We start from the raw sequence: 24,100 nt of genomic DNA, 5'->3' as shown, positions 1-24,100 counted from the left end.
AAGCTCTCATGAAGAAGAAAACTTTGGCAGTAGTGCTTGGCTTGGCCGTGGCGATCGGCGGCGGCGCCTGGTATGCGAACCGGGGGCCGGCCGAGCAGGGCGCCGCGCAGGCCCAGGGCGGCGGCAAGGGCAAGGGCGAGCAGGGGCCGACCACGGTCAACGTGGTGGCGCCGCTGCGCCAGGATGTGCCGGTCATGCTGGCCGCCAACGGCACGGTGAGCCCGATCTCGACGGTCGACCTGCATCCGCAAACCACCAGCACCATCGCCCAGGTCCATGTCAAGGAAGGGCAGTTCGTGAAGCAGGGCGAGCTGATGTTCTCGCTCGACGCCCGCACGGAAGCGGCCAATGTGGAAAAGGCCGACGCCCAGGTCGCCAAAGACCGCGCCACCCTGGCCGACCTGGAGCGCCAGTACCAGCGTGCGCAGGAGCTGCGCGGCCAGAATTTCCTGGCCCAGAGCGCCGTCGATACGCTGAAGAGCCAGGTCGATTCCAGCCGCGCCCTGCTGGAATCCGATATCGCCGCCGTGCGCGCCAGCAAGGTCGGCCAGAGCTTCACGCAAATCCGTGCGCCGCTGACCGGCCGCGTTGGCGCCATCAATGTCTACCCGGGCAGCTTGGTACAGCTGAGCACCTCGCTGACCACGGTGACCCAGCTGAACCCGATCAACGTGGCCTTCACCGTGCCGGAAGCCAGCTTGGCGGCCCTGCTCGACGCCCAGCGCGCCGGCAAGGTCACGGTGCAAGCCTTCCAGAACAATTCGGACAAGCCCATCAACGGCCAGCTCAGCTTTGTCGACAACACCGTCGACCCGGTGGCCGGCGTGATCCGCGTCAAAGCCGTCTTCGACAATGCCGATACCCGCCTGTGGCCGGGCCAGTACGTCAACACCAAGCTGACGGTGGCGACCTTGAAAGACGCGCTGGTTGTCCCGCAGAACGCTATTATTACCAATACCAAGGGCACTTTTGTCTACACGGTGGCAGCGGACCAGAGCGCCAAGGTGGTGAACGTCAAGCGCATCCACGGCTTTGGCGCGCTGGCCGCGGTCAGCGGCCTGAACGGCGATGAGCAGATCATCGTGGAAGGCAAGCAGAACCTGCGCCCGGGCGGCAAGGTCCGCATTGCCGAGCCGGCGGTCGCCGAGAACGGCAAAGGCCACAAGAAGGGTAAAGCAGAATGAACCTTTCCGAGCTGAGTATCCGGCGCCCCGTGATGGTGGTGCTGCTCTCGCTGAGCCTGATCCTGGCGGGGGTGCTGGCGTATTCGCGCATCCCGGTGGCGGCACTGCCGAGCTATAACACGCCGGTGATTAATGTCAGCGCCGACCTGCCCGGCGCGTCGCCGGAAACCATGGCCTCGTCGGTCGCGCTGCCGCTGGAAAAACAATTCTCGACCATCGGCGGCCTGTCGATGATCACCTCCACCAGCACGCTCGGCAATACATCGCTGACGCTGGAATTCGACCCCGCGATCAATGTCAACGAAGCGGCGGTCGATGTGCAGGCGGCGCTGCTGCGCGCCCAGCGCTCGCTGCCGCAGGAAATGACGGACCTGCCGTCCTACCGCAAGGTCAACCCGGCCGATGCGCCGGTGCTGTTCGCCACCATGACCTCGCCGTCGCTGAGCCTGTCGGAGCTGAACGACTACGCGGAAAACCTGGTGGCGCCCAACCTGTCCACCCTGCCTGGCGTGGCCCAGGTTTCGGTCAACGGCCAGAAGCGCTTTGCCGTGCGCGTACGCGCCAAGCCGGACCTGATGAACTCGCGCAACCTGACGCTGGACGAGCTGCAGCAAGCCATCAAGGCCGCCAATGCCAATACCCCGCTCGGCACCATCGATGGCCCGAGCCAGACGCTGACCATCCAGGGCAACGCCCAGCTCATGCATGCGGCCGACTTCGCCGACCTCATCATTGCCACCCGCAACGGCCAGCCGGTGCGCCTGAAGGATGTGGCGACAGTGGAAGACAGCTTCCAGTCGATCAAGGCGGCCGGCAGTTATAACAGCGAACGCGCCATCGTGCTGCTGGTGCAACGCCAGCCGGACGCCAATACGGTGCAGGTGGTGGACGCGGTGCGCAAGCTGCTGCCGCGCTTCAAGGCCCAGTTGCCGGAATCGGTGTCGATCAACCTGGTGAACGACCGCTCGGTCTCGATCCGCGAAGCGATCCACGACGTCAACCTGACGCTGGCGCTGACGGTGGTGCTGGTGGTGCTGGTGATCTTCCTCTTCCTGCACCGCCTGGCCGCGACCTTCATTCCGGCCATCACCATGCCGATCTCCCTGCTCGGTGCGCTGGCGCTGCTGTATGCCATGGGCTACAGCCTGGACAATGTATCCCTGCTCGGCATCACGCTGGCGGTCGGCCTGGTGGTCGACGACGCCATCGTGGTGCTGGAAAATATCGTGCGCCATATCGAGCTGGGCAAGAAGCCCCTGCAGGCGGCCCTGGTCGGCTCGAGGGAAATGGGCTTCACCATCGTGTCGATCTCGATTTCGCTGGTGGCCGTGTTCATCCCGATCTTCTTCATGCCCGGCGTGATGGGCTTGATGTTCCATGAATTCGCCGTGGTGGTGGGCTTGTCGGTGCTGGTGTCGGCCATCGTGTCGCTGACCCTGGTGCCCATGCTGGCGGCGCGTTTCATGCCCGCCGATTCGCACGAAACCTCGGGCGACGATACTTTCATCGGCCGCCACTTCGAGCGCGCCTTCCACGCCGTGCGCGACGGCTATGCCCGCACGCTGGACGTGGCCCTGCATCACCGCTTCGTGGTGCTGGGCGTCGCCATCGCGACCTTCGCGCTGACGGCCTGGCTGTACATCGAAATCCCGAAAGGCTTCTTCCCGGAAGAGGACCTGGGCCAGATCCGCGTCAACACGGAAGCGGCGGAAGATATTTCCACCTCGGCCATGCTGGAGCTGCAGGAAAAGGTGGCCGCCGTGATCCAGGCCAACCCGAACATCAAGGACGTCACATCATTTACCGGCGGCGGCAATACCGGCCGCATGTTCCTGGTGCTGAAGCCGCGCGCCGAGCGCGAGAAGATGGCCAAGGTGCTCGACAGCCTGCGCAAGGAAACCAGGAAGATCGCCGGGATCCAGGTCTACCTGAGCCCGGTGCAGAACCTGCAGCTGGGCGGCCGGCCCTCCAAGAGCCGCTACCAGTACACGCTGCAGTCGGTCAGCCCCCACGCGCTGAACGACTGGGCCGGCAAATTCCAGGAAGCGATGCGCGCCGACAGCGATTTCCGCGACGTGACCAGCGATTCCCAGAACAAGGGCTTGCAAGCGCAGCTGAAGATCGACCGCGACAAGGCCAATATGCTGGGCGTCAAACTGGCCGATGTGCGCACAGCGCTCTACCTGGCCTTTGGCGAACGGCAGGTGTCGACCATCTACTCCTCGGCCGCCAGCTATTTCGTGATCCTGGAGGCGGCGACCGAAGACCGCCAGTTCGACGATGCGCTGACCAAGCTGTCGGTGCGCAATAGCGCGGGCCAGCTGGTGCAGCTGTCCAGCTTTGCCAGCGTGGAGCGCACCGTGGGGCCGACCTCGGTCAACCACCAGGGCCAGCTGCAGGCGATCACGATTTCCTTCAACCTGGCGCCGGATGTCCCGCTCGGCAATGCCACCGCCAAGATCGAACAGATGGGCCAGCACATGGGCCTGCCGGCCTCGATCATCACCAGCTACGGCGGCGATGCGGCGGTGTTCAAGGATTCCCAGGGCAGCCAGCTGATCCTGATCGTGGCGGCGCTGGGCGTGATCTATGTGCTGCTGGGCGTGCTGTACGAAAGCTATATCCATCCGCTCACCATCCTGGCCGGGCTGCCGTCCGCCGCCGTGGGCGCGCTGCTGACGCTGTGGCTGTTCAAGATGGACCTGACCATGATCGCCATCATCGGCATCCTCATGCTGATCGGCATCGTCAAGAAGAACGCCATCATGATGATCGACTTCGCCCTGGTGGCGCAGCGGGAAGAGGGCAAGGCGCCGCTGGAGGCGATCCGCGAAGCCTGCGTGCTGCGCTTCCGGCCGATCATGATGACCACGCTGGCCGCCCTGATGGGCGCCTTGCCGATCGCCCTGGGCCTGGGCGCGGGCGCGGAACTGCGCCAGCCGCTGGGCCTGGCCGTGATCGGCGGCCTGCTGTTCTCGCAAGTGATCACCCTGTACATCACACCGGTGATTTACCTGTTCCTGGATAAATACTCCGGTAGCGGCCCGATGAAGGATGACGACCTTGGTGACGAATCTGCAACAGAAATCGCCCAACCGGTCGAGCTTCGGGCCGTCAAAGGGACTAAACACTGATAACATCGTGCGGCGCTTACAAGCTGTAACACTCGTGAAGGCCGAAAGTCGGTAAGCTGCCGCCCAGCCCCCTCAGTTCAAAGCCACTATCTTGCACCAGTACACCCATTGTCACGCCGAACTCGCGGCCCATGACGGGCATTGCCCGACCTGCGGCCAGCCATGGCCGCAGGAAAAAGTGCTCGACTACGGGGCCAACCAGCCCAACCGCTGGGGGATGGCCTTCACCATCGCGCTCCACTTGCTGGTGGTGGCCATCTATTTCATCAATCCCAAGAACAAAATCAACCTGAGCCCGCCGCCCAAGGCCGGCGAGATGGTCTACATCACGCCGGGCAAGCCGGCACCCCAGCCCAAAGCGAAGGCGCAGCCGAAGGCCCAGCCCAAGCCGGCCAAGGAAACGCCGCGTTCGGCGCGCGCCTACCTGCCGCCGAACAAGAATGCCATTACCGAAACCATCAAGCCGCAGGAGCAGGTGGTGCCGCCGGAGCAGGCCAAGCTGACGCCGCCGCCGGAGGATGTGCCGGACATGGCGGCCCTGGTCGAAAAACGCCGTCGCGCGCGCATGGGCGATGCCCAGCAGCCGGCCCAGGAGGAGGATGCCGGCGCCCAGGCCAAGGCGCGCGCCATGGCCAATATCATGGGTGCCCAGGGCCGCAACGCGAATGGCGAGCGTAATGACTCGGGCGGCGTGTTCCAGATCGTGAACCAGAGCTTCAATAGCGCGGAGATCAAGTTCAAAGGCTTCAGCTCGAACTTCAAGCGCCAGTGGCTGCAGCAGGTGCGCGTGGAGCAGGGGACGGAAAAGGATGTCGAAACGGCAATCGTGAAGAAGATGATCGAAATGATCCGCAAGGAGAAGCCGGGCGACTTCGTCTGGGAGTCGCACCGCCTCGGCCGCAATGTTCCTATGAGCGCGCGCAAGGAGGACGAGAAAGAGCTGCAAGCCTTCCTGATGCTGGAATTCTTCCCGAATTATGGGAAAGTGCGATAAGGCAACAACGTTGTAAAAATTCTTCAAACCAGCCGAGTTCTTGCCGCTATAATCGCCGAATTTGCCGCTCGGAGCCGGAGTTTTCGCCGCATGAACATCACCCTGATTTCCTTTGTCGTCCTGTACCTGCTGGGTACCCTTGGCCTGGGCGTGTGGGCCGGTACCCGCATCAAGAACACGACCGACTTCGCGGTGGCCGGCCGCAGCCTGCCCCTGATTATGGTGGTGACGACAACGTTTGCGACCTGGTTTGGCGCGGAAACGGTGATGGGCATTCCCGCCAAATTCATCCAGGGCGGCTTGAACGCCATCGTGGAAGATCCGTTCGGCGCGGGCACCTGCCTGATCCTGGTCGGCATGTTCTTCGCGGCCCGCCTGTACAAGCTCAACCTGCTGACCATCGGCGACTTTTACCGCCAGCGCTTCGGCAAGGGCATCGAGGTGTTCTGCTCGGTGGCCATCATCGTTTCCTATCTGGGCTGGGTGGCGGCGCAGATCACGGCGCTCGGCCTGGTGTTTTCCGTGCTGACCAACGGCGCCATGTCGGAAACCATGGGCATGGTCGTCGGCACCCTGGCCGTGCTGATCTATGTGGTGATCGGCGGCTTCCTGGCCGTGGCATGGACTGACTTCATCCAGATGATTGTGCTGGTGGTCGGCCTGTCCGTGATCGCCTTCTTCTCGGCCGACCTGGCGGGCGGCGCCGGCAAGGTGGTCGAGATGGTGTCGAGCAAGGATCTGGGCAGCTTCCTGCCGCCGGCCAAGTTCACCGACGTGGCCTTCTTCGTCGGCTCGGCCGTGACCATGATGCTCGGTTCGATCCCGCAGCAGGACGTGTTCCAGCGCGTGATGTCGGCCAAGAACGCGCCGACCGCGCGTACCGGCGCCATTATCGGCGGCGCCAGCTATATTCTGTTCGCGGCGGTGCCGATGTTCATCGTTTGCTGCGCCATCATCGTGATGGGCGACCACGGCCTGGAAATGGTCAAGAACGACTACCAGCGCCTGCTGCCGACCTTCGTGCTCACCAAGATGCCGCTGGTGATGCAGATCCTGTTCTTCGGCGCGCTGCTGTCGGCCATCAAGTCGACCTCATCGGCCACTCTGCTGGCGCCGTCGACCAGCTTTGTGGAAAACATCCTGAAGAATCTGCGTCCGGGAATGGGAGACAAGCAGCAGCTGTTCGCCATGCGCGCCACCATCGTGATCTTCGCCGGCTCCGTGCTGATGTATGCGGTGGCGATGAAGGGCACCTCGATTTATGAGCTGGTGTCGAGCGCCTACCAAGTCACCCTGGTCGGAGCGTTCGTGCCGCTGGTGATGGGCCTGTACTGGAAGCGCGCCACCACCCAGGGCGCGATCCTGTCGCTGGTGCTGGGCATCGGGACCTGGCTGCTGTTCTTCCCGCAAATCGGCGGCGAAGAATTGTCGAAGATGTTCCCTGGCCAACTGGCCGGCCTGGCGATGGCCTTCGTCGGCCTGATCGCCGGTTCGCTGATGCCGCAGTTCCTGCAAAACCGGCAGGAAAGCGTACACCACGTTAAAGGCTTGAATGCCTGACGAAATAAAAAGGGCCGCTGTGAGCGGCCCTTTTTCATAGCGCTGTCCCGGCTCAGGCCAGGCCCTTGAGCTTGCGCGCAATATCGAGGGCAAAGTAGGTCAGCACGCCGTCCGCGCCGGCGCGCTTGAAGGCCATCATCGATTCCATCATCACCTTGTCATGATCGAGCCAGCCGTTCAGCGCGGCGGCTTTCAGCATGGCGTATTCGCCCGACACCTGGTAGGCATAGGTCGGCACCTTGAATTCATCCTTCACGCGGCGCACGATGTCCAGGTAGGGCATGCCCGGCTTGACCATCACCATGTCGGCGCCTTCGGCGATATCGAGCGCCACTTCGCGCAGGGCTTCGTCGCTGTTGGCCGGATCCATCTGGTAGGTGAATTTGTCGGCCTTGCCCAGCGCCGCTGCCGAGCCGACCGCGTCGCGGAACGGGCCGTAGAAGGCGGAAGCGTACTTGGCCGAGTAGGCCATGATGCGGGTGTGGATCAGGCCGCGGGCTTCGAAGGCCTTGCGCATCACGCCGATGCGGCCGTCCATCATGTCGGACGGGCCGACCACGTCGACGCCGGCGTCGGCCTGGCACAGGGCCTGGCGCATCAGCATCTCAGTGGTTTCGTCGTTCAGGATCGAGCCTTTGGCGTCGACGGTGCCGTCCTGGCCGTGGCTGGTGTAGGGGTCGAGCGCCACATCGGTCATGATGCCCAGTTCCGGGAAATTCTTCTTCAGCTCGCGCACGGCGCGCGGGATCAGGCCTTCCGGATTGAGCGCTTCCATGCCGTCATTGGTCTTCAGTGCTGGGTCGATGTTCGGGAACAGCGACAGCACCGGGATGCCCAGCTTGACGCATTCTTCGGCCACTTTCAGCAGCAGGTCGACCGAGATGCGGTCCACGCCTGGCATGGTGGCGACCGGCTCGCGGCGGTTGCTGCCTTCGACGATGAAGACCGGGTAGATCAGGTCGTCAACCGTGACGGTGTGCTCGCGCATCAGGGCGCGCGAGAACGGGTCGCGGCGCATGCGGCGCATGCGCAGAGCCGGGAAATCTGGGGTGATCATTCGTGTTCCGTTTCAATGGTGATGGGCGCTGCATCGCCATCGGCGAGGCCGGCCAGCGCTTCGATCTTGGCCGTGGCTTCCTCAATGCCGATGCGCTTCAGCGCGGAGAATAATTGCACGGTGAAGGGGAAACCTTCGCCGTCTTCATCGACGTAGCTGTCGAGCTTGGCTTGCGCCTGGCGCAGCACGTTGATGGATTCGTTGCGGTTCAGCTTGTCCGCCTTGGTCAGGATGCAATGGATCGGCTTGCCGGTCGGGGCAAACCATTCGATCATCTGCTGGTCCAGGTCGGTAAACGGGCGGCGCGCATCCATCATCAGGACCAGGGCCGCCAGCTGCTCGCGCCGCTGCACATAGTCGCCCAGCAGGCGCTGCCAGTGGTTCTTGGCGTCGCCCGATACTTCGGCATAGCCGTAGCCGGGCAGGTCGGCGATCATGCACTGGATCTCGTCGATATTGGTCGGGTCGTGGCGGTGCATCGCCACGTGGGCGCCGCCGATCGAGAAGAAGTTGATGTGCTGGGTGCGGCCCGGAGTCTTGGAGGCGAACGCCAAGCCCTTCTGGTTGCACAGGATATTGATCGCGGTGGATTTGCCGGCATTGGAGCGGCCAGCGAAGGCGATCTCCGGCACCGTCGTGCGAGGCAGGTCGCGCAGATGGTTGACGGTGGTGAAAAAGCGGGCTTGCCAGAGTTTAGACATGGGGGGCAACAAAAGAGGGCAATAAAGCAGAAAAGCTATTGTACAATAAGGGGTTACGAATTGTTGCCATGCTATATTGCCGGTCAATGAGGCAATTCGCATGACCCGATTCCTCTACCGCTAACTATTTACTTTGTCCCAGGGTGTCTGAATGAATCGTGCGTTTTCGCCATTTGTAAAATCCTTGTTCATCGCAATGCTGGCTGTGACCGGTGCGGCCTCGGCCAACGAAGCCCACGCCCCGGCCGCCGCCAAAGCGGACCCGGCCAAAGGCGCCACCCTGTACGCGGAAGGCGACAACGCGCGCGGCATCCCGGCCTGCGTCACCTGCCACGGCGCCAAGGGCGCATCCACCATCACCGTCAACCCGAAACTGGGCGGCCAGGGCGAAGCCTATATCTACAAGCAACTGCTGGCGTTCAGCGGCGATGCCCGCCCCGGCACCGTGATGACCCCGTTCGCCAAGGCACTGTCCGATGAAGAAAAGAAAAACATCGCGGCCTACCTGAATACGGAAGCGAGCAAGTCCGGCGCTGCCAAGAACAAGGATACCGTCGAGCTGGGCAAGAAGATCTACCGCGGCGGTATCGCCGAAAACCGCGTCCCGGCCTGCGCTTCCTGCCACGGCCCGGCCGGTGCCGGCATGCCGTCGGCCTACCCGCGCGTGGGCGGCCAGCACCAGGATTACACCGCCGCCACCCTGAAGGCATTCAAGGCCAACACCCGCAAGTCGAGCCCTGAAATGCAAGCCATCGCCTACCGCATGTCCGACAAGGAAATCGAAGCGGTTGCCGACTACATGGCCGGCTTGAAGTAATCAATGCACCGCCCGCTGCCGGGCGGTACTGGACATGAACAGGGCGGCCGCGCAAGCAGGCTGCCCTTTTTGTTGTTATCCTCCTGACTTTTCCCCGAGTAATGAGCAACGCCCCCACCACTTCCGGAATCCAGCTGCGCCACCGCCGCGGCCCAGTCGCTGAGACCGTCGAGCTGCTGTCTTCGATGCGCTTTGCGATCGCCCTGTTCGTGGTGATCATCTTTGCCGCCATCATTGGTACCATCGTGCAGCAAAGCCAGCCAATGCCGAACTACATCAACCAGTTTGGCCCGTTTTGGTTCGAAGTGTTCAACAAGCTGGGGCTGTACGCCATCTACTCGTCCTGGTGGTTTGTTGCCATGTGCGGCTTGCTGGTCGTCTCGACTTCGCTGTGCGTGGTGCACAATACGCCGAAGATGCTGAAGGATATGCGCAGCTGGCGCGAGAAGGTGCGCGAAGCGTCGCTGAACAACTTCCACCACAAGCACCATTGGCAGTCGCCCCTGGCGCGCGCCGCGCTGGCCGGCCAGACGGCCCAGCGCCTGGGCCATGCCGGCTATGCCGCCAGGATCGTGGAAAAAGAGGGCGCCACCCTGGTCACGGCCAAGCGCGGCGCCGGCAACAAGTTCGGCTATATCTTTGCCCACAGCGCCATCGTCGTCATCCTGGTGGGCGGCATGCTGGATTCCGACCTGCCGATCCGCTTCCAGCAATGGCTGCTGGGCAAGACCGCCTTCGCCGGCTCCGGCCTGATCGCCGACGTGCCGGCCCAGCACCGCCTCGGGGTGCACAACCCGACCTACCGCGGCAATATCGCCTTGCCGGAGGGCACGACCGGCAATACCGCCATCCTGGCCCGTCCGGATGGCGTGCTGTTGCAGGAATTGCCGTTCTCGATCCAGCTGAAGAAATTCGATATCGACTTCTACAGCACCGGCATGCCGAAGCTGTTCGCCAGCCATGTCACCGTGCGTTCCAACGAGAGCGGCAAGAGTGTCGATGCCGTGATCGAAGTGAACAAGCCGCTGATCTTTGAAGGCGTGGCAATCTACCAGTCCTCCTTCGAGGATGGGGGCACCAAGCTCAAGCTGGTCGGCTACCCGATGCAGGGGGCCGGCAGCACCAGCTTCGCCATGCAAGGCGAAGTGAATGGCGCGAGCAAGCTAGATGACGACTACAGCGTGGAGTGGAGCGACTTCCGCCCCTTCAATGTGGAAAACATGGGCAGCCAGGACGCGCGCGCCGTCAGCAAGGGCGAGAACCTGAACGAATCCATCGCCCGCAGCCTGGACAAGCAACTCGGTTCGGCTGCCAAGACCGCCCACAGCAAGGACTTGAAAAACCTCGGCCCCTCGGTGCAGTACAAGCTGCGCGACAAGACCGGCCAGGCGCGCGAATTCCAGAACTATATGCAGCCGGTCACCATGGACGGCGAAACCTTTTTCCTGTCCGGCGTGCGCGCCACCCCGGCCGACCCGTTCAGCTACCTGCGCATTCCCGTGGACGACGAACACAGCGTACGCGACTGGATGCGCCTGCGCGCCGCCCTGCAGGACCCGGCGCTGCGCCAGAAGGCCGCCGAACGCTATGCCGCGCTGGCGATGCCGAAGTCGAAAGCGGGCGACACCTTGCGCGCGCAACTTGAAGGCTCCGCGCTGAAGGGCCTGGAAATCTTCGCCGGGGACGCCAAGAGCGCCGGCTTCTTCGCCATCAGCCGCTTCCTGCAGGACAAGGTACCGCAGGCCGAACAGACCAACGCGGCGGAAATCTTCCTGAAAATCCTGAACGGCTCGATGTGGGAGCTGTGGCAGGTGGCGCGCGAGAAGGATGGCAAGCCGGCCGCCGCAATGGACGAGGCGCACGGCCGTTTCCTGCAGCAGGCCACCAATGCCTTGTCGGACAGCTTCTTCTACGGGGCGCCGGTCTACCTGCAGCTGGACGAGTTCGTCGAGGTCAAGGCCTCGGTGTTCCAGGTCACCCGTTCGCCGGGCAAGACCCTGGTGTATATCGGCTGCCTGCTGCTGGTGCTGGGGGTGTTCGCGATGTTCTATATCCGCGAACGCCGCGTCTGGGTGTGGATCAAGGGCGGCGAGACCGGCGCCGAGGCCTTGATGGCCATGAGCACCCAGCGCAAGACGCTGGATTTCGAGAAGGAATTTAAGGAACTCAAGGAGAAACTGCCGCAATCGGCGTAAGCTGTTGCCAGGTTTTTGGAGAACACAAATGGAAGCGACACAAATCTATGCCCAGCAGCCGGGCTATTTCAAGCGCCTGGGCGCGTTTGACTGGCTGTTTTCCCTGGTCCTGTTCGCCGGTGCGCTGTATGCGTTCCAGCGCTTCGGCGCCTATATGGATGTGTACGAGAAAGGCATCCTGCTGGCCTCGGCGCCCGCCTTCTCCGCGCTGGGCTGGTATTGGAAGCCGCTGCGCTGGCTGATGCCGCTGACTTTCGCGCTGGCGCTGGCCGGCATCGGCATGTATGGCGGCCAGCTGGCCGCGGCCGAGTCGCGCTTCTGGCTCAAGTACATGCTGTCGAGCCAGTCGGCGATCCTGTGGATGAGTACGATGTTCGTTCTGTCCACCCTGTTCTATTGGGGCGGCATGCTTAGCCGCTCCGCCCTGGGCGGCGCGGCGGGCTCGATCCTGTGCTGGGCTGGCGTGGTACTGGGCGTGACCGGCATGCTGGTGCGCTGGTACGAGTCCTACCTGATCGGCGCCGACATTGGCCACATCCCGATTTCGAACCTGTACGAAGTGTTCGTGCTGTTCTCGCTGATCACCGCCATGTTCTACCTGTATTACGAAGCGCACTACGCCACCCGCGCGCTGGGCCCCTTCGTGCTGCTAGTGATCACGGCCGCGGTCGCCTTCCTGCTGTGGTACTCGGCGGCGCGCGGCGCGGCCGAAATCCAGCCCCTGGTGCCGGCGCTGAAAAGCTGGTGGATGAAGATCCACGTGCCGGCCAACTTCATCGGCTACGGCACGTTTGCGCTGGCGTCGATGGTGGCCTGGGCCTACCTGCTGAAATATGAGGAGCCGCGCGTCATGTGGAAGGCGCTGGGCGTGATCCCGGCGGTGATCCTGTCCCTGTTCGGCATGCTGGCCAAGACCGGCTTGACGGAAGAGGCTACCAATATGGCGCTGCTCAAGAGCGGCAAGATGATCGTCGGCCTGATGGTGCTGTTCGCGCTGGGGAACCTGCTGCGGTCGCGCATCGTCAACCGCCTGCCCGATGCCGAAGTGCTGGAAGATGTGATGTACAAGGCGGTCTCGATCGGCTTTGCCTTCTTCACCATCGCCACCATCCTTGGCGCGCTGTGGGCGGCGGAAGCCTGGGGCGGCTACTGGTCCTGGGATCCGAAGGAAACCTGGGCCCTGATCGTCTGGCTCAATTACGCGGCCTGGCTGCACATGCGCCTGATGTCGGGCTTGCGCGGCCGCTGGTCGGCGTGGTGGGCGCTGATTGGCCTGCTGGTCACCACGTTCGCCTTCCTGGGCGTGAATATGTTCCTGTCTGGCTTGCATTCCTACGGCAAGCTGTAAGCCCACGTCTTGATGGCGTGCCCCCGCCGCTTGGCGGGGGCTTTCTTCAGCGCTTACCGGCGCAATCCCCTTTGCAATTCAGCCCGGAACGAGGCCGGTGCGCGCGGTTGATCGACCGGCGTCAGTCCGGACAGGCATCCGACCCGCGTTCGGGTTCGGCGTATTCATTGTGGATTGCGGAGTGGGGAGTCCTCCCCCCTCAGAACGAGGGGGACGTAAATGCCCGGCCACGCAAGGCGGCCGGGCTGGCGGACTTAGTAGCCCGCTGGATAGCTTGCACCGGCCGACATCACGATCGGCGCGCCGACCTTGTCTTTCGGACTGATCACGGTGTTCATCGGGAAGTACAGCGCCTGCGACGACTGGTAGTTGTACGCCGCCACTTGCGCCTGTGCCGCCGAGGTGGTGGTGATGCCCCACAGCGCGAACATCGGGCGCATGTCGCGGCCAATGATGTTGGAGCTGGCAATCAGCAGGAAGTCGTTGCCGTCCATCGAACCGGGGTAGCTGCCGGCGTAGGTGCCGAAACCGAAGCCGGCGGCCTTGCTCGACCAGCTGGCGTCATTTGCCTGCGCGAAGTTGCGGTTCAGCAGGTACAGCAGCGGAACGATTTCCCAGCCATCCTGGAACTGGCCGCCGTTGTTGTAATAGCGCGCATACTCGACCAGCTGGCGATAGAACATCAGGCGCGGCGTGCCGTTGGCGGCGTAGCTGGCGTCGCTCCAGCTGCTGTTGTACATGGAGGTGACAGGATCGGCCGTGCCGAGCGCCGCTTTCACGATGTCGAACACTTCCTGGCCCGCGCCGGCGTGCGACCTGATCGGCGAGGCAATACCGGCGGCGCTCAGGTTGTACTTCATCTGCTTGTGCACCGGGAAGATATTGTTCGACACTTCGGTCGACTTCCCGCCATAGACGTTCAGGCGCGATTGCTGCAGGTTGTGGCCGATTTCATGCGATTCGCCCCAGCCCAGCGGATCGAACGCCCAGTCTTCGTCGAACGGATTGCCGGAGCAGCCGTTGCCGCACAAGGCATGCGAGTCGCTGATCACGTGCTGCATCACGTCGCGGCGGTGCTGCAGGCCGGTGCAATCCCAGCCTTTGCTATTGCAGAAGGCCGTCACGCCGTTTGCCAGTTGCAATTGGCCGCTGGCCGAATTGAAGCCTGCCAGCTCGTAGGTGTCCTTCACCGTGTACACGGCGATATCGGAGGCCAGTGCCGCCATATTGCCGTTGTAATCGGCGATGGTCTGCTTGAAATGGTCCAGCGTCGAATGGATGGTCAGGGTATCGGTGGTAAAGCCTACCCAGTTGGTCGGGGTGGTATTCACCTCGTTCTGGAAGGCGGCGACGGCCGCCGGGTCGTTCGGATTGCGCAGCACCGGGTGGGTGATCACGCCGTCCACGCGCACCGTGACCGGCTGCGAGCCCGACGTGGCGGCATCGACAAACAGCATCAGCGGACCGCCGAACGGGCTGGTGATGGAGACCGGCTTGTTCTGTTCCAGCGCAGGGCGCGGCGAAGAAATATTGGTCGGGCGGTCGTAGGTATTGAAGATCCGCGTGGTGTCGCGCAGCATGTTCAGGCCGAAGTGCACCGGACCGTTGCCGCCGTCGGTACGGGTCAGGGTGACCGTCTTGCCTGGAATGACGTACAGGCCGGTCAGGTATTCCTTGCTGCCGCTGGCCGGCAGGGTGACGGTCACGGTCTGCGACAGGGTTGGCGTGCTGGTGGCGATCGGCGCGGAGAAGTTGCCGAGGTTTTTCGCCACGGACGAGCTGCTGCGGGTGATATAGGCGGTTGCGTCCGAGAAGTAGGCGCGGAAGAAGTCCTGTTTATTGGCGGACTTGTCCATCGGGTAGCTGACGTTTTCGCGGTATTTGTCGCCCAGCAGGACGAGCAGCTTTTCCAGCTGGTAGCCGGGACGGGCAAACAGTTGCGTGCTGTCGCTGTCGAACTTGCGCAAGGCGTCGCGGATCTGCGCCGCCAGCGTGCCGAATTCCGCCATATAGGTGGCGTCGCCGGAGCAGTCGATGCGCATCGCGTTCGAGCAGCCGCTCCAGTTCGTGCTGAAGCTGCCTTGCTCGAGGCGGTTGAGCAGGGCCTGCATTGCGGACAGTTGCGCTGGCGCGCTAGGCAGAGAGGCTGGGTTAAAGGCTTTCAGCCCCTCTTCCGACCAGTAGTTGATCTCCTGATCCAGACCAAAATAGTCGAGCATGCGGCCGGCCAGGTCGTTGGCGTCGCGGTAGTGGTGCAGGTACAGCACGGGAATGCCGCGCGCCTGGGCATCCGTGACGGCTTTCATCACGGTGTCGCCCGAATAGCTGCCTGGGCCCTGTTCGCGGCCGATCACCAGCAGGTCGGCGCCTTGCAGGCAGCCGGCAAGCGCTGTGCCGTCGCAGCTATTGTCCTGCTGGCTGGCGCCGGACGCCAGGTTGTTGACGGTCACACCGGTGTATTTGCCGTAGAACCAATCGCGCACCTTCTTCTCGTGCGGATACCAGTAAGTTTCCGTGCCGGGCATATGTGCCACGACCACCTTGAAATTGCCGCTGCCGGCGCGGCTCGAAAGCCAGCCGACAGTGTTGGTCATCAGCTTGTCCATGGCGGCATTGCCCGGCACGCCGAGCGGATTGCCGCCGAATGCGGCGTAGCGTGCCTTGCTGACCGGGGCCGTGCCGGCCACGGCCAGCGTGGCGCCGGAGCCGGCGGCATTGCCCTTGTACTTCCAGTTGCTTGGGAGTAGTACATGGTTGCGGGCTACGTCCAGCACCGTGAAATAGGAGGAATCCTGGCTCGGATCCCAGTCGATCGGACCGACGCCGTTGAAGACCGCTTGTTTAACCGAGCCGTACTCGCTGATCTGGCCCGAGATCAAGGTTTGCGCCGCACCCATGACCGTGCCGAGGCTGAGGGTGCTGCCGTTGCCGGAGGCCAGTGCATTGATCAGTGGCGCGTTGGGATCAGCAGGCTGGCCGCCGCCGCCATTGGCCGGATTGTTGGGGTTGCTGCCGTTTGCCTGGCCAGGGCTGCCGTTGGCATTCTGGCTGCTGCTCGAACCGCCGCCGCAACCGTACAGGCTGGCCAGGATGCAGAGCAGGGGAAGGGACATGCGCAGTCTGCGCGCGATGCCAGGGGAGGGTACCGAATTCATATTCTTTAAAAAATGTTGACGCATGGAAACAGAAAGATATCATGATTTTGGGCAAGTTCTTGAAAATACTGCCAATTTTTCGCAATTGCTGTTGCAGGAAAGATAAAAATGCCTGGGCCTGGCTTTAATATCGGCTTCAGCAATCTGGTGTAACGTTCAGCTATTACCGTTGCACCACCCTTGGAGCCGCCATGCTGATCCTTCCTTCCGAAATCACCCCGCGCGACGTGTTCGAGTCGCGCCGCAAGTTCATCAAGCTGGCGGCCGCCGGCGCCATCCTCGGCCCCGAGCTGGCGCTGGCCCAGGGCGCCGCAGGTGCGCGGCTGCCGGCCCGGCCCAATCCCGCCTTCGCGGTGATGGAAAAACCGACTTCGCGCAAGGACGCCACGTCCTACAATAATTTCTACGAATTCGGCACCGACAAGTCCGACCCGGCCGAAAATGCCCACACCCTGCGCACGCGGCCCTGGACCGTGCAGGTCGAGGGCGAGGTCAAAAAGCCGATGACGCTCGATATCGACAGCTTGCTCAAGCTGGCGCCGCTGGAAGAGCGCATCTACCGCCTGCGCTGCGTGGAAGGCTGGTCGATGGTGATCCCCTGGATCGGCTACTCCTTCTCGGAATTGATCAAGAAGGTCGAGCCGACCGGCAATGCCAAATTCGTGGAGTTCGTCAGCCTGGCCGACCACCAGCAAATGCCGGGCGTACGCAGCCGGGTGCTGGAGTGGCCCTATGTGGAAGGCTTGCGGATCGACGAAGCCAACCATCCGCTGGCGCTGCTGACGTTCGGTATGTACGGCGAAGTGCTGCCGAACCAGAATGGGGCGCCGGTGCGCATGGTGCTGCCGTGGAAGTACGGCTTCAAGTCGGCCAAGTCGATCGTCAAGATCCGCTTCGTGCGCGAGATGCCGCGCACGTCCTGGAACAAATCGGCGCCGAATGAATACGGCTTCTATTCGAACGTTAACCCGGAGGTCGACCACCCGCGCTGGTCGCAGGCCAGCGAGCGCCGCATCGGCGAAGACGGCTTCTTCACCAAGAAGCGCAAGACGCTGATGTTCAATGGCTATGCCGAGGTGGCGCCGCTGTACAGCGGCATGGACTTGAAGAAGTACTACTGATGGCCTTCACCCCGACAGCGCGCCAGCTGACGGCGATCAAGTCCAGCGCCTTCGTGTCGGCGCTGCTACCGTTCTTCGCGCTGGTGTATCTGGTGGCGGCCGACAAGCTGGTCGAACCGCTGCAGTACATCACGCGCAGCACCGGTTCGTGGACCCTGTACTTCCTGTGCCTCACGCTGGCCGTCACGCCGCTGCGGCGCTTGTCCGGCTGGAACTGGCTGCTCAAGCTGCGCCGCATGCTGGGTCTGTACGCCTTCTTTTACGCGCTGCTGCACTTCACTACCTTCCTGTGGTTCGACCATTTCTTCGACGTGCAGGCGATGCTGAAGGATGTCGCCAAGCGGCCGTTCATCACCGTCGGCTTCAGCGCCTTCGTCCTGCTGCTGCCCTTGGCCGTGACCAGCACCAATGCCATGGTGCGCCGCCTGGGCGGCAAGCGCTGGCAGGCGCTGCATAAGCTGGTGTATGTGATCGCCCCGCTGGGCATCCTGCACTTCTGGTGGATGCGGGCCGGCAAGCACGACTTCAACAAGCCGATCCTGTTCGGCCTGATCGTGCTTGCCCTGCTGGGCGTGCGCGCATGGTGGGCGCGCGGCAAAGCCGCCGCCGCCCGCGAACGCCTTACTTGATCAGGGATTCCAGCGCGAACAGCTCGGCCGGATTCTCACGCCGGCGTACCACGTGGACCTGGCCGGCGTCGACGATCAGTTCCACGGCGCGGCCGCGGGTGTTGTAGTTGGAGGCCATGGTCATGCCGTAGGCGCCGGCCGTCTTCATCACCAGCAGGTCGCCCGGGGCGACATTCAGTTCGCGGTCGCGCGCCAGCCAGTCGCCCGATTCGCAGATCGGACCGACCACGTCGAACATGGCGGTTGCGGCGCCGGTCTTGTTCACCGGCTGCATAGCCATCCACGCCTGGTACATGGCGGGGCGCGCCATATCGTTCATGGCCGCGTCGACGATGCAGAAGTTCTTCTCTTCGCCGTGCTTGATGAATTCCACGCGCGTCAGCAGCACGCCGGCATCGCCCACGATGGAGCGGCCCGGCTCGAAGATCACCTTGATCGGCTTGCCACCGTGCTTTGCCGCGCGCCAGGCATCGACCCGCTTGAACAGGCGCGCCAGGTAGTCGCCCACCGGCACCGGTGCGCCGTCGCCGTAGTCGATGCCCAGGCCGCCGCCGATGTCCAGGTGGTGCAGGTGGATGCCTTCCGCGCCCAGGGCGTCGATCAATTCGATCAGCTTGTCCAGCGCTTCCAGCAGCGGCGCGTCGTCCAGCAACTGCGAGCCGATATGGCAGTCGATGCCCGACACGTCCAGGTGCGGCAGGGCGGCCGCGCTGCGGTAGGTTGCCAGCGCGTCGTCGAAGGCGACGCCGAACTTGTTGGCTTTCAGGCCCGTTGCGATATAAGGGTGGGTCTTGGCGTCCACGTTCGGGTTCACGCGCAGCGAAATGCGCGCCTTCTTGCCCATGCTGCCCGCCACCTCATTCAGACGGTGCAGCTCGGGGATCGATTCGACGTTGAAGCACAGGATGTCGTGCGACAGGGCCAGGCGCATTTCCTCCACGCTCTTGCCGACACCCGAGAAGATGACTTTCTTCGGATCGCCGCCGGCGGCGATCACGCGCAGCAGTTCGCCGCCCGAAACGATGTCGAAACCGGCGCCGCGGCGCGCCAGCAAGTCCAGGATGGCCAGGTTGGAATTGGCCTTCATCGCGTAGCACACCAGCGCATCGCGGCCGGCACAGGCGTTGGCGTAGGCGTCGAAGTTCTCGGTCAGCCGCGCTTTGGAGTAGACATAGGCGGGCGTGCCGTACGTTTGCGCGATCGCATCGAGCGCGACGCCTTCGGCGTGCAGCACGCCATTCTGGTATTCGAAGTGGGACATAAGCTTACTGTTGGGATGCTGGGGGAGTGGACGGGACCGGCGCCGACGGCGGCGCCACGCCCGGCTTGCCCGCGGTAACAGGCTTGGAGGGTGGCTTGGGCAGGTAGAGCGGGCCGGTTTGGCCGCATCCGGCCAGCAGGGCTGTCATGGCAAGGACAGCAAGTGCGATTCGGGACTTCACGATTAGAATAGGGGCTTGATAGGAATCTTGGAGTGTAGCATGACCGAAACGGAATTTTTGGACCAGGCCGAGGCAACGCTGGCTGCGATCGAGGCTGCCCTGGACCGCCTGTGCGAGCAGGACATGGTGGATGTGGAGTGCAGCCGCAGCGGCAATGTGCTGGAAATCGAATTCGTCGACAACGGTTCGAAGGTGATCATCAACTCGCAGGCGCCCATGCAGGAGCTGTGGGTGGCGGCGCGTTCGGGCGGCTTTCATTACCGCCAGGTGGCCGGCCAGTGGATCGATACGCGCCGCGGCACCGAGCTGTATGCCGCGCTGTCGGCGATCGTGACGGAGCAGGGCGGGGCGCCGGTGGTGCTGGCGCCATAAAAAAAGGGGGCGCCGCCCCCTTTTTTGCCGCTGCTTAGAACAGCTCGTTCTTCACCGCGTCCTTCTGTTTCTCTTCCGCCGGCGTGCCGCGCGTATTGCCTTCCAGGCTGTCGATGCCGACCCCCGGCGGATTTTCCGCATAATAGTACTCGCCATCCTGGGCGATGATGCCCGGCGGAATTGCTCGTTCCTCGATCGGAATATTCTTCAAGGCCTTGCCCATATAGCCGATCCAGATCGGCAGGGCCAGGCCGCCGCCGGTTTCCTTGTTGCCCAGGTTCTTCGGCTGGTCGAAGCCGATCCAGGCCACGCCCACCAGCTTGGCCTGGTAGCCGGCGAACCAGGCGTCGATCGAGTCGTTGGTGGTGCCGGTCTTGCCCGCGATGTCCGGGCGCTTGAGCGACAGGGCGCGGGTGGCGGTACCGAAGCGCACCACATCCTTCATCATGGAATCCATCAGGAAGGCGTTGCGCTCGTCGATCACGCGGTTCTTGGCCTCGCCGGCCTTGTCCGGGCTGGCCTGCGACAGCACCTTGCCGTTGGCATCGGTCACCTTGGCGATCAGGTAGGGCGAAACCTTGTAGCCGCCGTTGGCGAACACGGCGTAGGCGCCGGCCATCTGCATCGGCGTCACGCCGCCGGCGCCCAGGGCCAGCGTCAGGTAGGGCGGGTTGCGTTCCGGGTCGAAGCCGAAGCGGGTGGCGTATTCCTGGCCGTACTTGGCGCCGATGCGGTGCAGGATGCGGATCGAAATCATGTTCTTCGACTTGGTCAGGCCGCGCCGCATGGTCATCGGGCCCTCGTACTTGCCGTCATAGTTCTTCGGCTCCCAGGCCTGGCCGCCGGTCTGGCCGGCGTCGAAGGAGATCGGGGCGTCGTTGATCATGGTGGCCGGCGACAGGCCGCGCTCGAGCGAAGCGGAATAGATGAACGGCTTGAACGAGGAGCCGGGCTGGCGCCAAGCCTGGGTCACGTGGTTGAACTTGTTGCGGTTGTAGTCGAAGCCGCCCACCATGGCCTTGATGGCGCCGTCCTCGGTGCTGGCCGAAACAAAGGCCGACTCCACTTCCGGCATCTGGGTGATCTGCCAGTCCTTGCCTTCCTGCATGACGCGGATCACGGCGCCGCGGCGGATGCGCTTGTTGGGCGGGTTCTTGTCCGACAGCCAGCTCTTGCCCATGGCCAGGCCGGCGCCGCTGATGCTGATTTCCTCGCCCGAGGCGGTGACGGCGGCGACCTTGTCGGCGGCCGCGCTCAAGACCATGGCGGCCACGATATTGTCGCTGTCCGGGTGGGCCGCCAATTCGGTCTCGACCATCTCGTCGGCTTCGGCCTTGTTGGCCGGCAGGTCGACATAGGCTTCCGGGCCGCGGTAGGCGTGGCGTTTTTCATACTCCATCACGCCGCTGCGCAGGGCCAGGTAGGCGGCGTCCTGGTCGGCCTTGGTAATGGTGGTGAAAACGTTCAGGCCGCGCGTGTACGTCTCCTCCTTGAACTGCTCGTAGACCAGCTGGCGCGCCATTTCCGCAACATATTCGGCGTGGACACCGAACGCGCTGCTGTCGGTTTTCACTTTTAGTTGCTCAATCTTTGCCGCTTCGAACTGTGCGGGCGTAATATAGCCAAGCTGGGCCATGCGTTGCAGGATGTACTGCTGGCGCACCTTGGCGCGCTTCGGGTTGACCACCGGGTTGTAGGCCGAAGGCGCCTTGGGCAGGCCGGCCAGCATGGCCGCTTCCGCCACGCTAATGTCTTTCAAGTTCTTGCCGAAATAGATTTGGGCGGCCGAAGAAAAGCCGTAGGCCCGCTGCCCCAGGTAGATCTGGTTCATATAGACCTCCAGAATCTGGTCCTTCGACAGGTTCTGCTCGATCTTCCAGGCCAGCAGCGCTTCGTAGGCCTTGCGCTTGAACGTTTGCTCGCTCGATAAGAAGAAGTTGCGCGCTACCTGCTGCGTGATGGTCGATGCCCCCTGGCGGGCGCCGCCGGTCGCGTTATGGACGGCGGCGCGCAGAATGCCCAGGTAGTCGACGCCGCCGTGTTCGTAGAAGTTGCTGTCTTCAATGGCCAGCACCGCCTTCTTCATGACATCGGGGATGTCCTTGATATGCACCAGGGTGCGGCGTTCTTCGCCGAACTCGCCCAGCAGCACATTGTCGGCCGAGTAGATGCGCAGCGGCATTTTCGGCCGGTAGTCGGTGATGGTATCCAGCGACGGCAGGTTGGGGTAGGCCAGAGCCAGGCCGAACACCACCAGCAGCACGCCGGCCAGGACCAGGCCCAGCAGGGATATCAGGGCCATCAGCAAGAAACCCTTCGGCGATTTTTTTTTCGCCGAGGTCTCGTGGTTATTTGCAGTCATATGCGGTTTCAGTGGATTTTATGCAAGGCATTATAAATGAGGGCCTACGCCCCGGCGCGCACCTGATATTGAGAAATATTTTCTGTGAGTAACTATGCAACTTAGTTACTTGATATGCCATTTATGCAGCATTAAGTGTGGTTAAACCCGCACAAATCTGTAATCGTGCACTGGAGAAATACCTTTACAGTGCGCAGTTAAAGTTGCTAGCATCTAATGTACTGTCTCATGTTTGCGGTCTAAACACGGGTTTTTAAAACGAATTTGGATATGTAAATGTCTATGGAGTTGTCAGGAGTGCATCCATGTCATTGGACCTGAAAGCCCTGTTCAGCGGCAACCAAGGCCCGCTGGTCGGCCTCGATATCAGCACCTCAAGCGTGCGCCTGGTTGAATTGTCTGAAACAGGCAAGGAAGGCCTGCGCCTTGAGCGCTGCGCCACGGAGCCGCTACCACGCGGCGCTGTCGCCGACGGCAATATCGAAAATATGGAGCAAGTGATCGAGGCGGTACGCCGCCTGATCAAGAAAAGCGGCACGCGCGCCAAACACGTCGCGCTGGGCATGCCGCCTGCTTCCGTCATTACCAAGAAAATCGTGCTGCCGGCCGGCATGTCCGAGGAACAGCTGGAGATTCAGGTCGAATCCGAAGCTGCCCAGTACATCCCGTTCGCGTTGGACGAGGTGAGCCTGGACTTCGACGTGATCGGCCCGGTTGCCAATTCCACCGAGGACATCGAAGTCATGCTCGCCGCGGCGCGCCGTGAAAAAGTCGAGGACCGGGTGGCGATTGCCGAATCGGCCGGCCTGAAGGCGGCGGTGATGGACATCGAATCGTACGCCGCGCGCGCCGCGCTGGACCGCGTCACCGCGCAGCTGCCTAACGGCGGCGGCGGCCAGGTGATCGCGCTGTTCCAGATCGGCGCCGTGTCGACGCAGATTTCCGTCATGCTCGATGGCACCACCATCTATGAACGCGAGCAGCCTTTCGGCGGCAATTCGCTGACGCAGGATATCGTGCGTTCTTACGGCCTGGCTTTCGAGGAAGCCGAGGCGCGCAAGAAGGCGGGCGACCTGCCGGAGAATTACCAGGCCGACGTGCTCGGGCCATGGCTGGAAGGGGCGGCGCTGGAAGTCACGCGCGCCATCCAGTTCTTCTTCACCTCGACGCCGTACACCAAGATCGACCAGATCTTCCTGGCGGGCGGCTGCGCGCTGCTGCCGGGGATGCTGGAAATGATCGCCAGCCGCACCCGTATTTCCAGCGCCGTCATTTCGCCGTTCAAGGGCATGCAGCTGGCGTCCGGCGTGCGTGAACAAACGTTGCGCAGCGATGCGCCGGCGTACCTGGTGGCCTGCGGCCTTGCCATGCGGAGGTTTGGCTGATGATACGTATTAACTTACTCCCGCACCGGGAGGCGCGGCGCAAGCTGCGCAAGAGCGCTTTCTACGCCCTGCTGGGCGTGGGCCTGCTGTCGGGCGCTGCCGTTGTCGCCATGGTGGGCGGCTATAACGCCCGCGAACTGGCGATCCAGGCCCAGCGCCAAGAGGTGCTGAAGGGCGCCATTGCCGACCTGGACAAAAAGATCGCGGAAATTTCCACGCTGCGCCAGGAAATCGATGCGCTGAAGGCGCGCCAGCAAGCGGTGGAAGATTTGCAGGCCGACCGCAACCAGCCGGTGTACTTGATGGACGAACTGGTCAAGCAGACACCGGCCGGCGTGTTCCTGAAATCGGTCAAGCAGGAAGCGCTGAAAGTCACGCTGACCGGCAGTGCGCAGTCGCAGGAGCGCGTCTCCGAACTGCTGCGCAACCTGTCCGGCAATTCGCCGTGGCTGGAGCGTCCGGACCTGGTCGAAGTCAAGGCCGGCACGATGGGCGGCAGCGGTCCCAATAAGACGGGGGGCCGCAATATTGTGGAATTCCAGCTGTCGGTCATGATCAAACGTCCACGCGACAAGGACGACAACCCGGATGGCAAGCCGGGCGCCAAACCAGGCGCCAAGGCCGATGCCGCTGTCAAGTCCTGA

The 24,100-nt window shown here is 63.0% G+C and carries 18 protein-coding genes; 12 read left to right on the top strand and 6 right to left on the bottom strand.

The window, feature by feature from the left end:
• The first annotated feature begins 8 nt into the window (after positions 1–8).
• From H597_RS0107750 to H597_RS0107735, 4 genes are all read left to right on the top strand, one after another.
• Complete coding sequence (locus tag H597_RS0107750) at positions 9–1,184, top strand: efflux RND transporter periplasmic adaptor subunit (RefSeq protein WP_028101637.1); 1,176 nt, start codon at positions 9–11, stop codon at positions 1,182–1,184.
• Entirely contained in the window at positions 1,181–4,318 is a 3,138-nt protein-coding gene (locus tag H597_RS0107745) for an efflux RND transporter permease subunit (protein ID WP_028101636.1), read from the top strand. Before H597_RS0107750 ends, H597_RS0107745 begins: the two co-directional genes overlap by 4 nt.
• A 91-nt stretch (positions 4,319–4,409) precedes the next feature.
• Complete coding sequence (locus H597_RS0107740; RefSeq protein ID WP_028101635.1) at positions 4,410–5,312, top strand: hypothetical protein; 903 nt, start codon at positions 4,410–4,412, stop codon at positions 5,310–5,312.
• 90 nt (positions 5,313–5,402) lie between these two features.
• Entirely contained in the window at positions 5,403–6,872 is a 1,470-nt protein-coding gene (locus tag H597_RS0107735) for a high affinity choline transporter 1 (RefSeq protein WP_028101634.1), read from the top strand.
• A 52-nt stretch (positions 6,873–6,924) separates the two neighbouring features.
• Here H597_RS0107735 and hemB read toward each other — a convergent pair whose 3' ends face one another.
• Together hemB and yihA are read right to left on the bottom strand one after the other, a co-directional pair.
• Positions 6,925–7,929, bottom strand: a complete 1,005-nt coding sequence (gene hemB / locus H597_RS0107730; protein WP_028101633.1) for a porphobilinogen synthase — start codon at positions 7,927–7,929, stop codon at positions 6,925–6,927.
• Positions 7,926–8,630, bottom strand: coding sequence for a ribosome biogenesis GTP-binding protein YihA/YsxC (yihA, locus tag H597_RS0107725; protein WP_028101632.1), 705 nt, complete (start codon positions 8,628–8,630; stop codon positions 7,926–7,928). Before yihA ends, hemB begins: the two co-directional genes overlap by 4 nt.
• Positions 8,631–8,781: 151 nt before the next feature.
• Here yihA and H597_RS0107720 point away from each other — a divergent pair, with 151 nt between their 5' ends.
• The 3 genes from H597_RS0107720 to ccsB all read left to right on the top strand — a co-directional run bounded on the left by H597_RS0107720 (position 8,782) and on the right by ccsB (position 12,990).
• Positions 8,782–9,447, top strand: coding sequence for a c-type cytochrome (locus tag H597_RS0107720; RefSeq protein ID WP_028101631.1), 666 nt, complete (start codon positions 8,782–8,784; stop codon positions 9,445–9,447).
• 101 nt (positions 9,448–9,548) lie between these two features.
• Entirely contained in the window at positions 9,549–11,642 is a 2,094-nt protein-coding gene (locus tag H597_RS0107715) for a cytochrome c biogenesis protein ResB (protein WP_028101630.1), read from the top strand.
• Positions 11,643–11,670: 28 nt separating this feature from the next.
• A complete protein-coding gene (gene ccsB, locus H597_RS0107710) occupies positions 11,671–12,990 on the top strand; it encodes a c-type cytochrome biogenesis protein CcsB (protein ID WP_028101629.1) in 1,320 nt (439 codons plus the stop codon).
• Positions 12,991–13,244: 254 nt separating this feature from the next.
• Here ccsB and H597_RS0107705 read toward each other — a convergent pair whose 3' ends face one another.
• Positions 13,245–16,103: an ImpA family metalloprotease gene (locus H597_RS0107705; RefSeq protein ID WP_028101628.1), complete on the bottom strand. Its 2,859-nt coding sequence runs from the start codon at positions 16,101–16,103 to the stop codon at positions 13,245–13,247.
• Positions 16,104–16,336: 233 nt separating this feature from the next.
• Between H597_RS0107705 and msrP the strand changes: the two genes are divergently transcribed.
• Together msrP and msrQ are read left to right on the top strand one after the other, a co-directional pair.
• Positions 16,337–17,266: a protein-methionine-sulfoxide reductase catalytic subunit MsrP gene (msrP, locus tag H597_RS0107700; RefSeq protein WP_028101627.1), complete on the top strand. Its 930-nt coding sequence runs from the start codon at positions 16,337–16,339 to the stop codon at positions 17,264–17,266.
• Positions 17,266–17,895 (top strand): protein-methionine-sulfoxide reductase heme-binding subunit MsrQ, encoded by a 630-nt coding sequence (msrQ, locus tag H597_RS0107695; RefSeq protein ID WP_028101626.1) that lies wholly within the window; start codon positions 17,266–17,268, stop codon positions 17,893–17,895. The genes msrP and msrQ overlap by 1 nt, the downstream gene beginning before the upstream one ends.
• Here the strand turns inward: msrQ and lysA are convergent.
• Together lysA and lptM are read right to left on the bottom strand one after the other, a co-directional pair.
• On the bottom strand, positions 17,888–19,156 hold the full coding sequence (lysA, locus tag H597_RS0107690; RefSeq protein WP_028101625.1) for a diaminopimelate decarboxylase: 1,269 nt from the start codon (positions 19,154–19,156) through the stop codon (positions 17,888–17,890). The genes msrQ and lysA overlap by 8 nt on opposite strands.
• Before the next feature lie 4 nt (positions 19,157–19,160).
• Positions 19,161–19,304 (bottom strand): LPS translocon maturation chaperone LptM, encoded by a 144-nt coding sequence (gene lptM / locus H597_RS34005; RefSeq protein WP_083940997.1) that lies wholly within the window; start codon positions 19,302–19,304, stop codon positions 19,161–19,163.
• 72 nt (positions 19,305–19,376) lie between these two features.
• Here lptM and cyaY point away from each other — a divergent pair, with 72 nt between their 5' ends.
• Positions 19,377–19,709: an iron donor protein CyaY gene (cyaY, locus tag H597_RS0107685; protein ID WP_028101624.1), complete on the top strand. Its 333-nt coding sequence runs from the start codon at positions 19,377–19,379 to the stop codon at positions 19,707–19,709.
• Positions 19,710–19,743: 34 nt separating this feature from the next.
• On the opposite strand, the gene H597_RS0107680 is transcribed toward cyaY, so the two are convergent.
• The gene (locus H597_RS0107680) at positions 19,744–22,011 is read right to left on the bottom strand and encodes a penicillin-binding protein 1A (RefSeq protein WP_211232022.1); all 2,268 of its coding nucleotides are present in this window, start codon (positions 22,009–22,011) and stop codon (positions 19,744–19,746) included.
• A 365-nt stretch (positions 22,012–22,376) separates the two neighbouring features.
• Here H597_RS0107680 and H597_RS0107675 point away from each other — a divergent pair, with 365 nt between their 5' ends.
• The gene (locus tag H597_RS0107675; protein ID WP_028101622.1) at positions 22,377–23,456 is read left to right on the top strand and encodes a pilus assembly protein PilM; all 1,080 of its coding nucleotides are present in this window, start codon (positions 22,377–22,379) and stop codon (positions 23,454–23,456) included.
• Positions 23,456–24,100, top strand: coding sequence for a PilN domain-containing protein (locus H597_RS30120; protein ID WP_035373416.1), 645 nt, complete (start codon positions 23,456–23,458; stop codon positions 24,098–24,100). The genes H597_RS0107675 and H597_RS30120 overlap by 1 nt, the downstream gene beginning before the upstream one ends.

Origin of the sequence: Pseudoduganella violaceinigra DSM 15887, from assembly GCF_000425385.1 — a bacterium.
GTDB lineage: Bacteria > Pseudomonadota > Gammaproteobacteria > Burkholderiales > Burkholderiaceae_D > Rugamonas > Rugamonas violaceinigra.
The sequence above is the reverse complement of the archived record's forward strand: the minus strand, read 5'-3'. Positions and strand labels throughout refer to the sequence as shown.

Coding starts and splice junctions, on each gene's coding strand:
- lysA (WP_028101625.1), bottom strand. CDS start 19,156: ATGTCCCACTTCGAATACCAGAATGGCGTGCTGCACGCCGAAGGCGTC.
- H597_RS0107720 (WP_028101631.1), top strand. CDS start 8,782: ATGAATCGTGCGTTTTCGCCATTTGTAAAATCCTTGTTCATCGCAATG.
- H597_RS0107735 (WP_028101634.1), top strand. CDS start 5,403: ATGAACATCACCCTGATTTCCTTTGTCGTCCTGTACCTGCTGGGTACC.
- H597_RS30120 (WP_035373416.1), top strand. CDS start 23,456: ATGATACGTATTAACTTACTCCCGCACCGGGAGGCGCGGCGCAAGCTG.
- hemB (WP_028101633.1), bottom strand. CDS start 7,929: ATGATCACCCCAGATTTCCCGGCTCTGCGCATGCGCCGCATGCGCCGC.
- cyaY (WP_028101624.1), top strand. CDS start 19,377: ATGACCGAAACGGAATTTTTGGACCAGGCCGAGGCAACGCTGGCTGCG.
- ccsB (WP_028101629.1), top strand. CDS start 11,671: ATGGAAGCGACACAAATCTATGCCCAGCAGCCGGGCTATTTCAAGCGC.
- H597_RS0107675 (WP_028101622.1), top strand. CDS start 22,377: ATGTCATTGGACCTGAAAGCCCTGTTCAGCGGCAACCAAGGCCCGCTG.
- H597_RS0107750 (WP_028101637.1), top strand. CDS start 9: ATGAAGAAGAAAACTTTGGCAGTAGTGCTTGGCTTGGCCGTGGCGATC.
- H597_RS0107705 (WP_028101628.1), bottom strand. CDS start 16,103: ATGTCCCTTCCCCTGCTCTGCATCCTGGCCAGCCTGTACGGTTGCGGC.
- msrQ (WP_028101626.1), top strand. CDS start 17,266: ATGGCCTTCACCCCGACAGCGCGCCAGCTGACGGCGATCAAGTCCAGC.
- H597_RS0107680 (WP_211232022.1), bottom strand. CDS start 22,011: ATGGCCCTGATATCCCTGCTGGGCCTGGTCCTGGCCGGCGTGCTGCTG.
- yihA (WP_028101632.1), bottom strand. CDS start 8,630: ATGTCTAAACTCTGGCAAGCCCGCTTTTTCACCACCGTCAACCATCTG.
- H597_RS0107715 (WP_028101630.1), top strand. CDS start 9,549: ATGAGCAACGCCCCCACCACTTCCGGAATCCAGCTGCGCCACCGCCGC.
- lptM (WP_083940997.1), bottom strand. CDS start 19,304: ATGACAGCCCTGCTGGCCGGATGCGGCCAAACCGGCCCGCTCTACCTG.
- H597_RS0107745 (WP_028101636.1), top strand. CDS start 1,181: ATGAACCTTTCCGAGCTGAGTATCCGGCGCCCCGTGATGGTGGTGCTG.
- msrP (WP_028101627.1), top strand. CDS start 16,337: ATGCTGATCCTTCCTTCCGAAATCACCCCGCGCGACGTGTTCGAGTCG.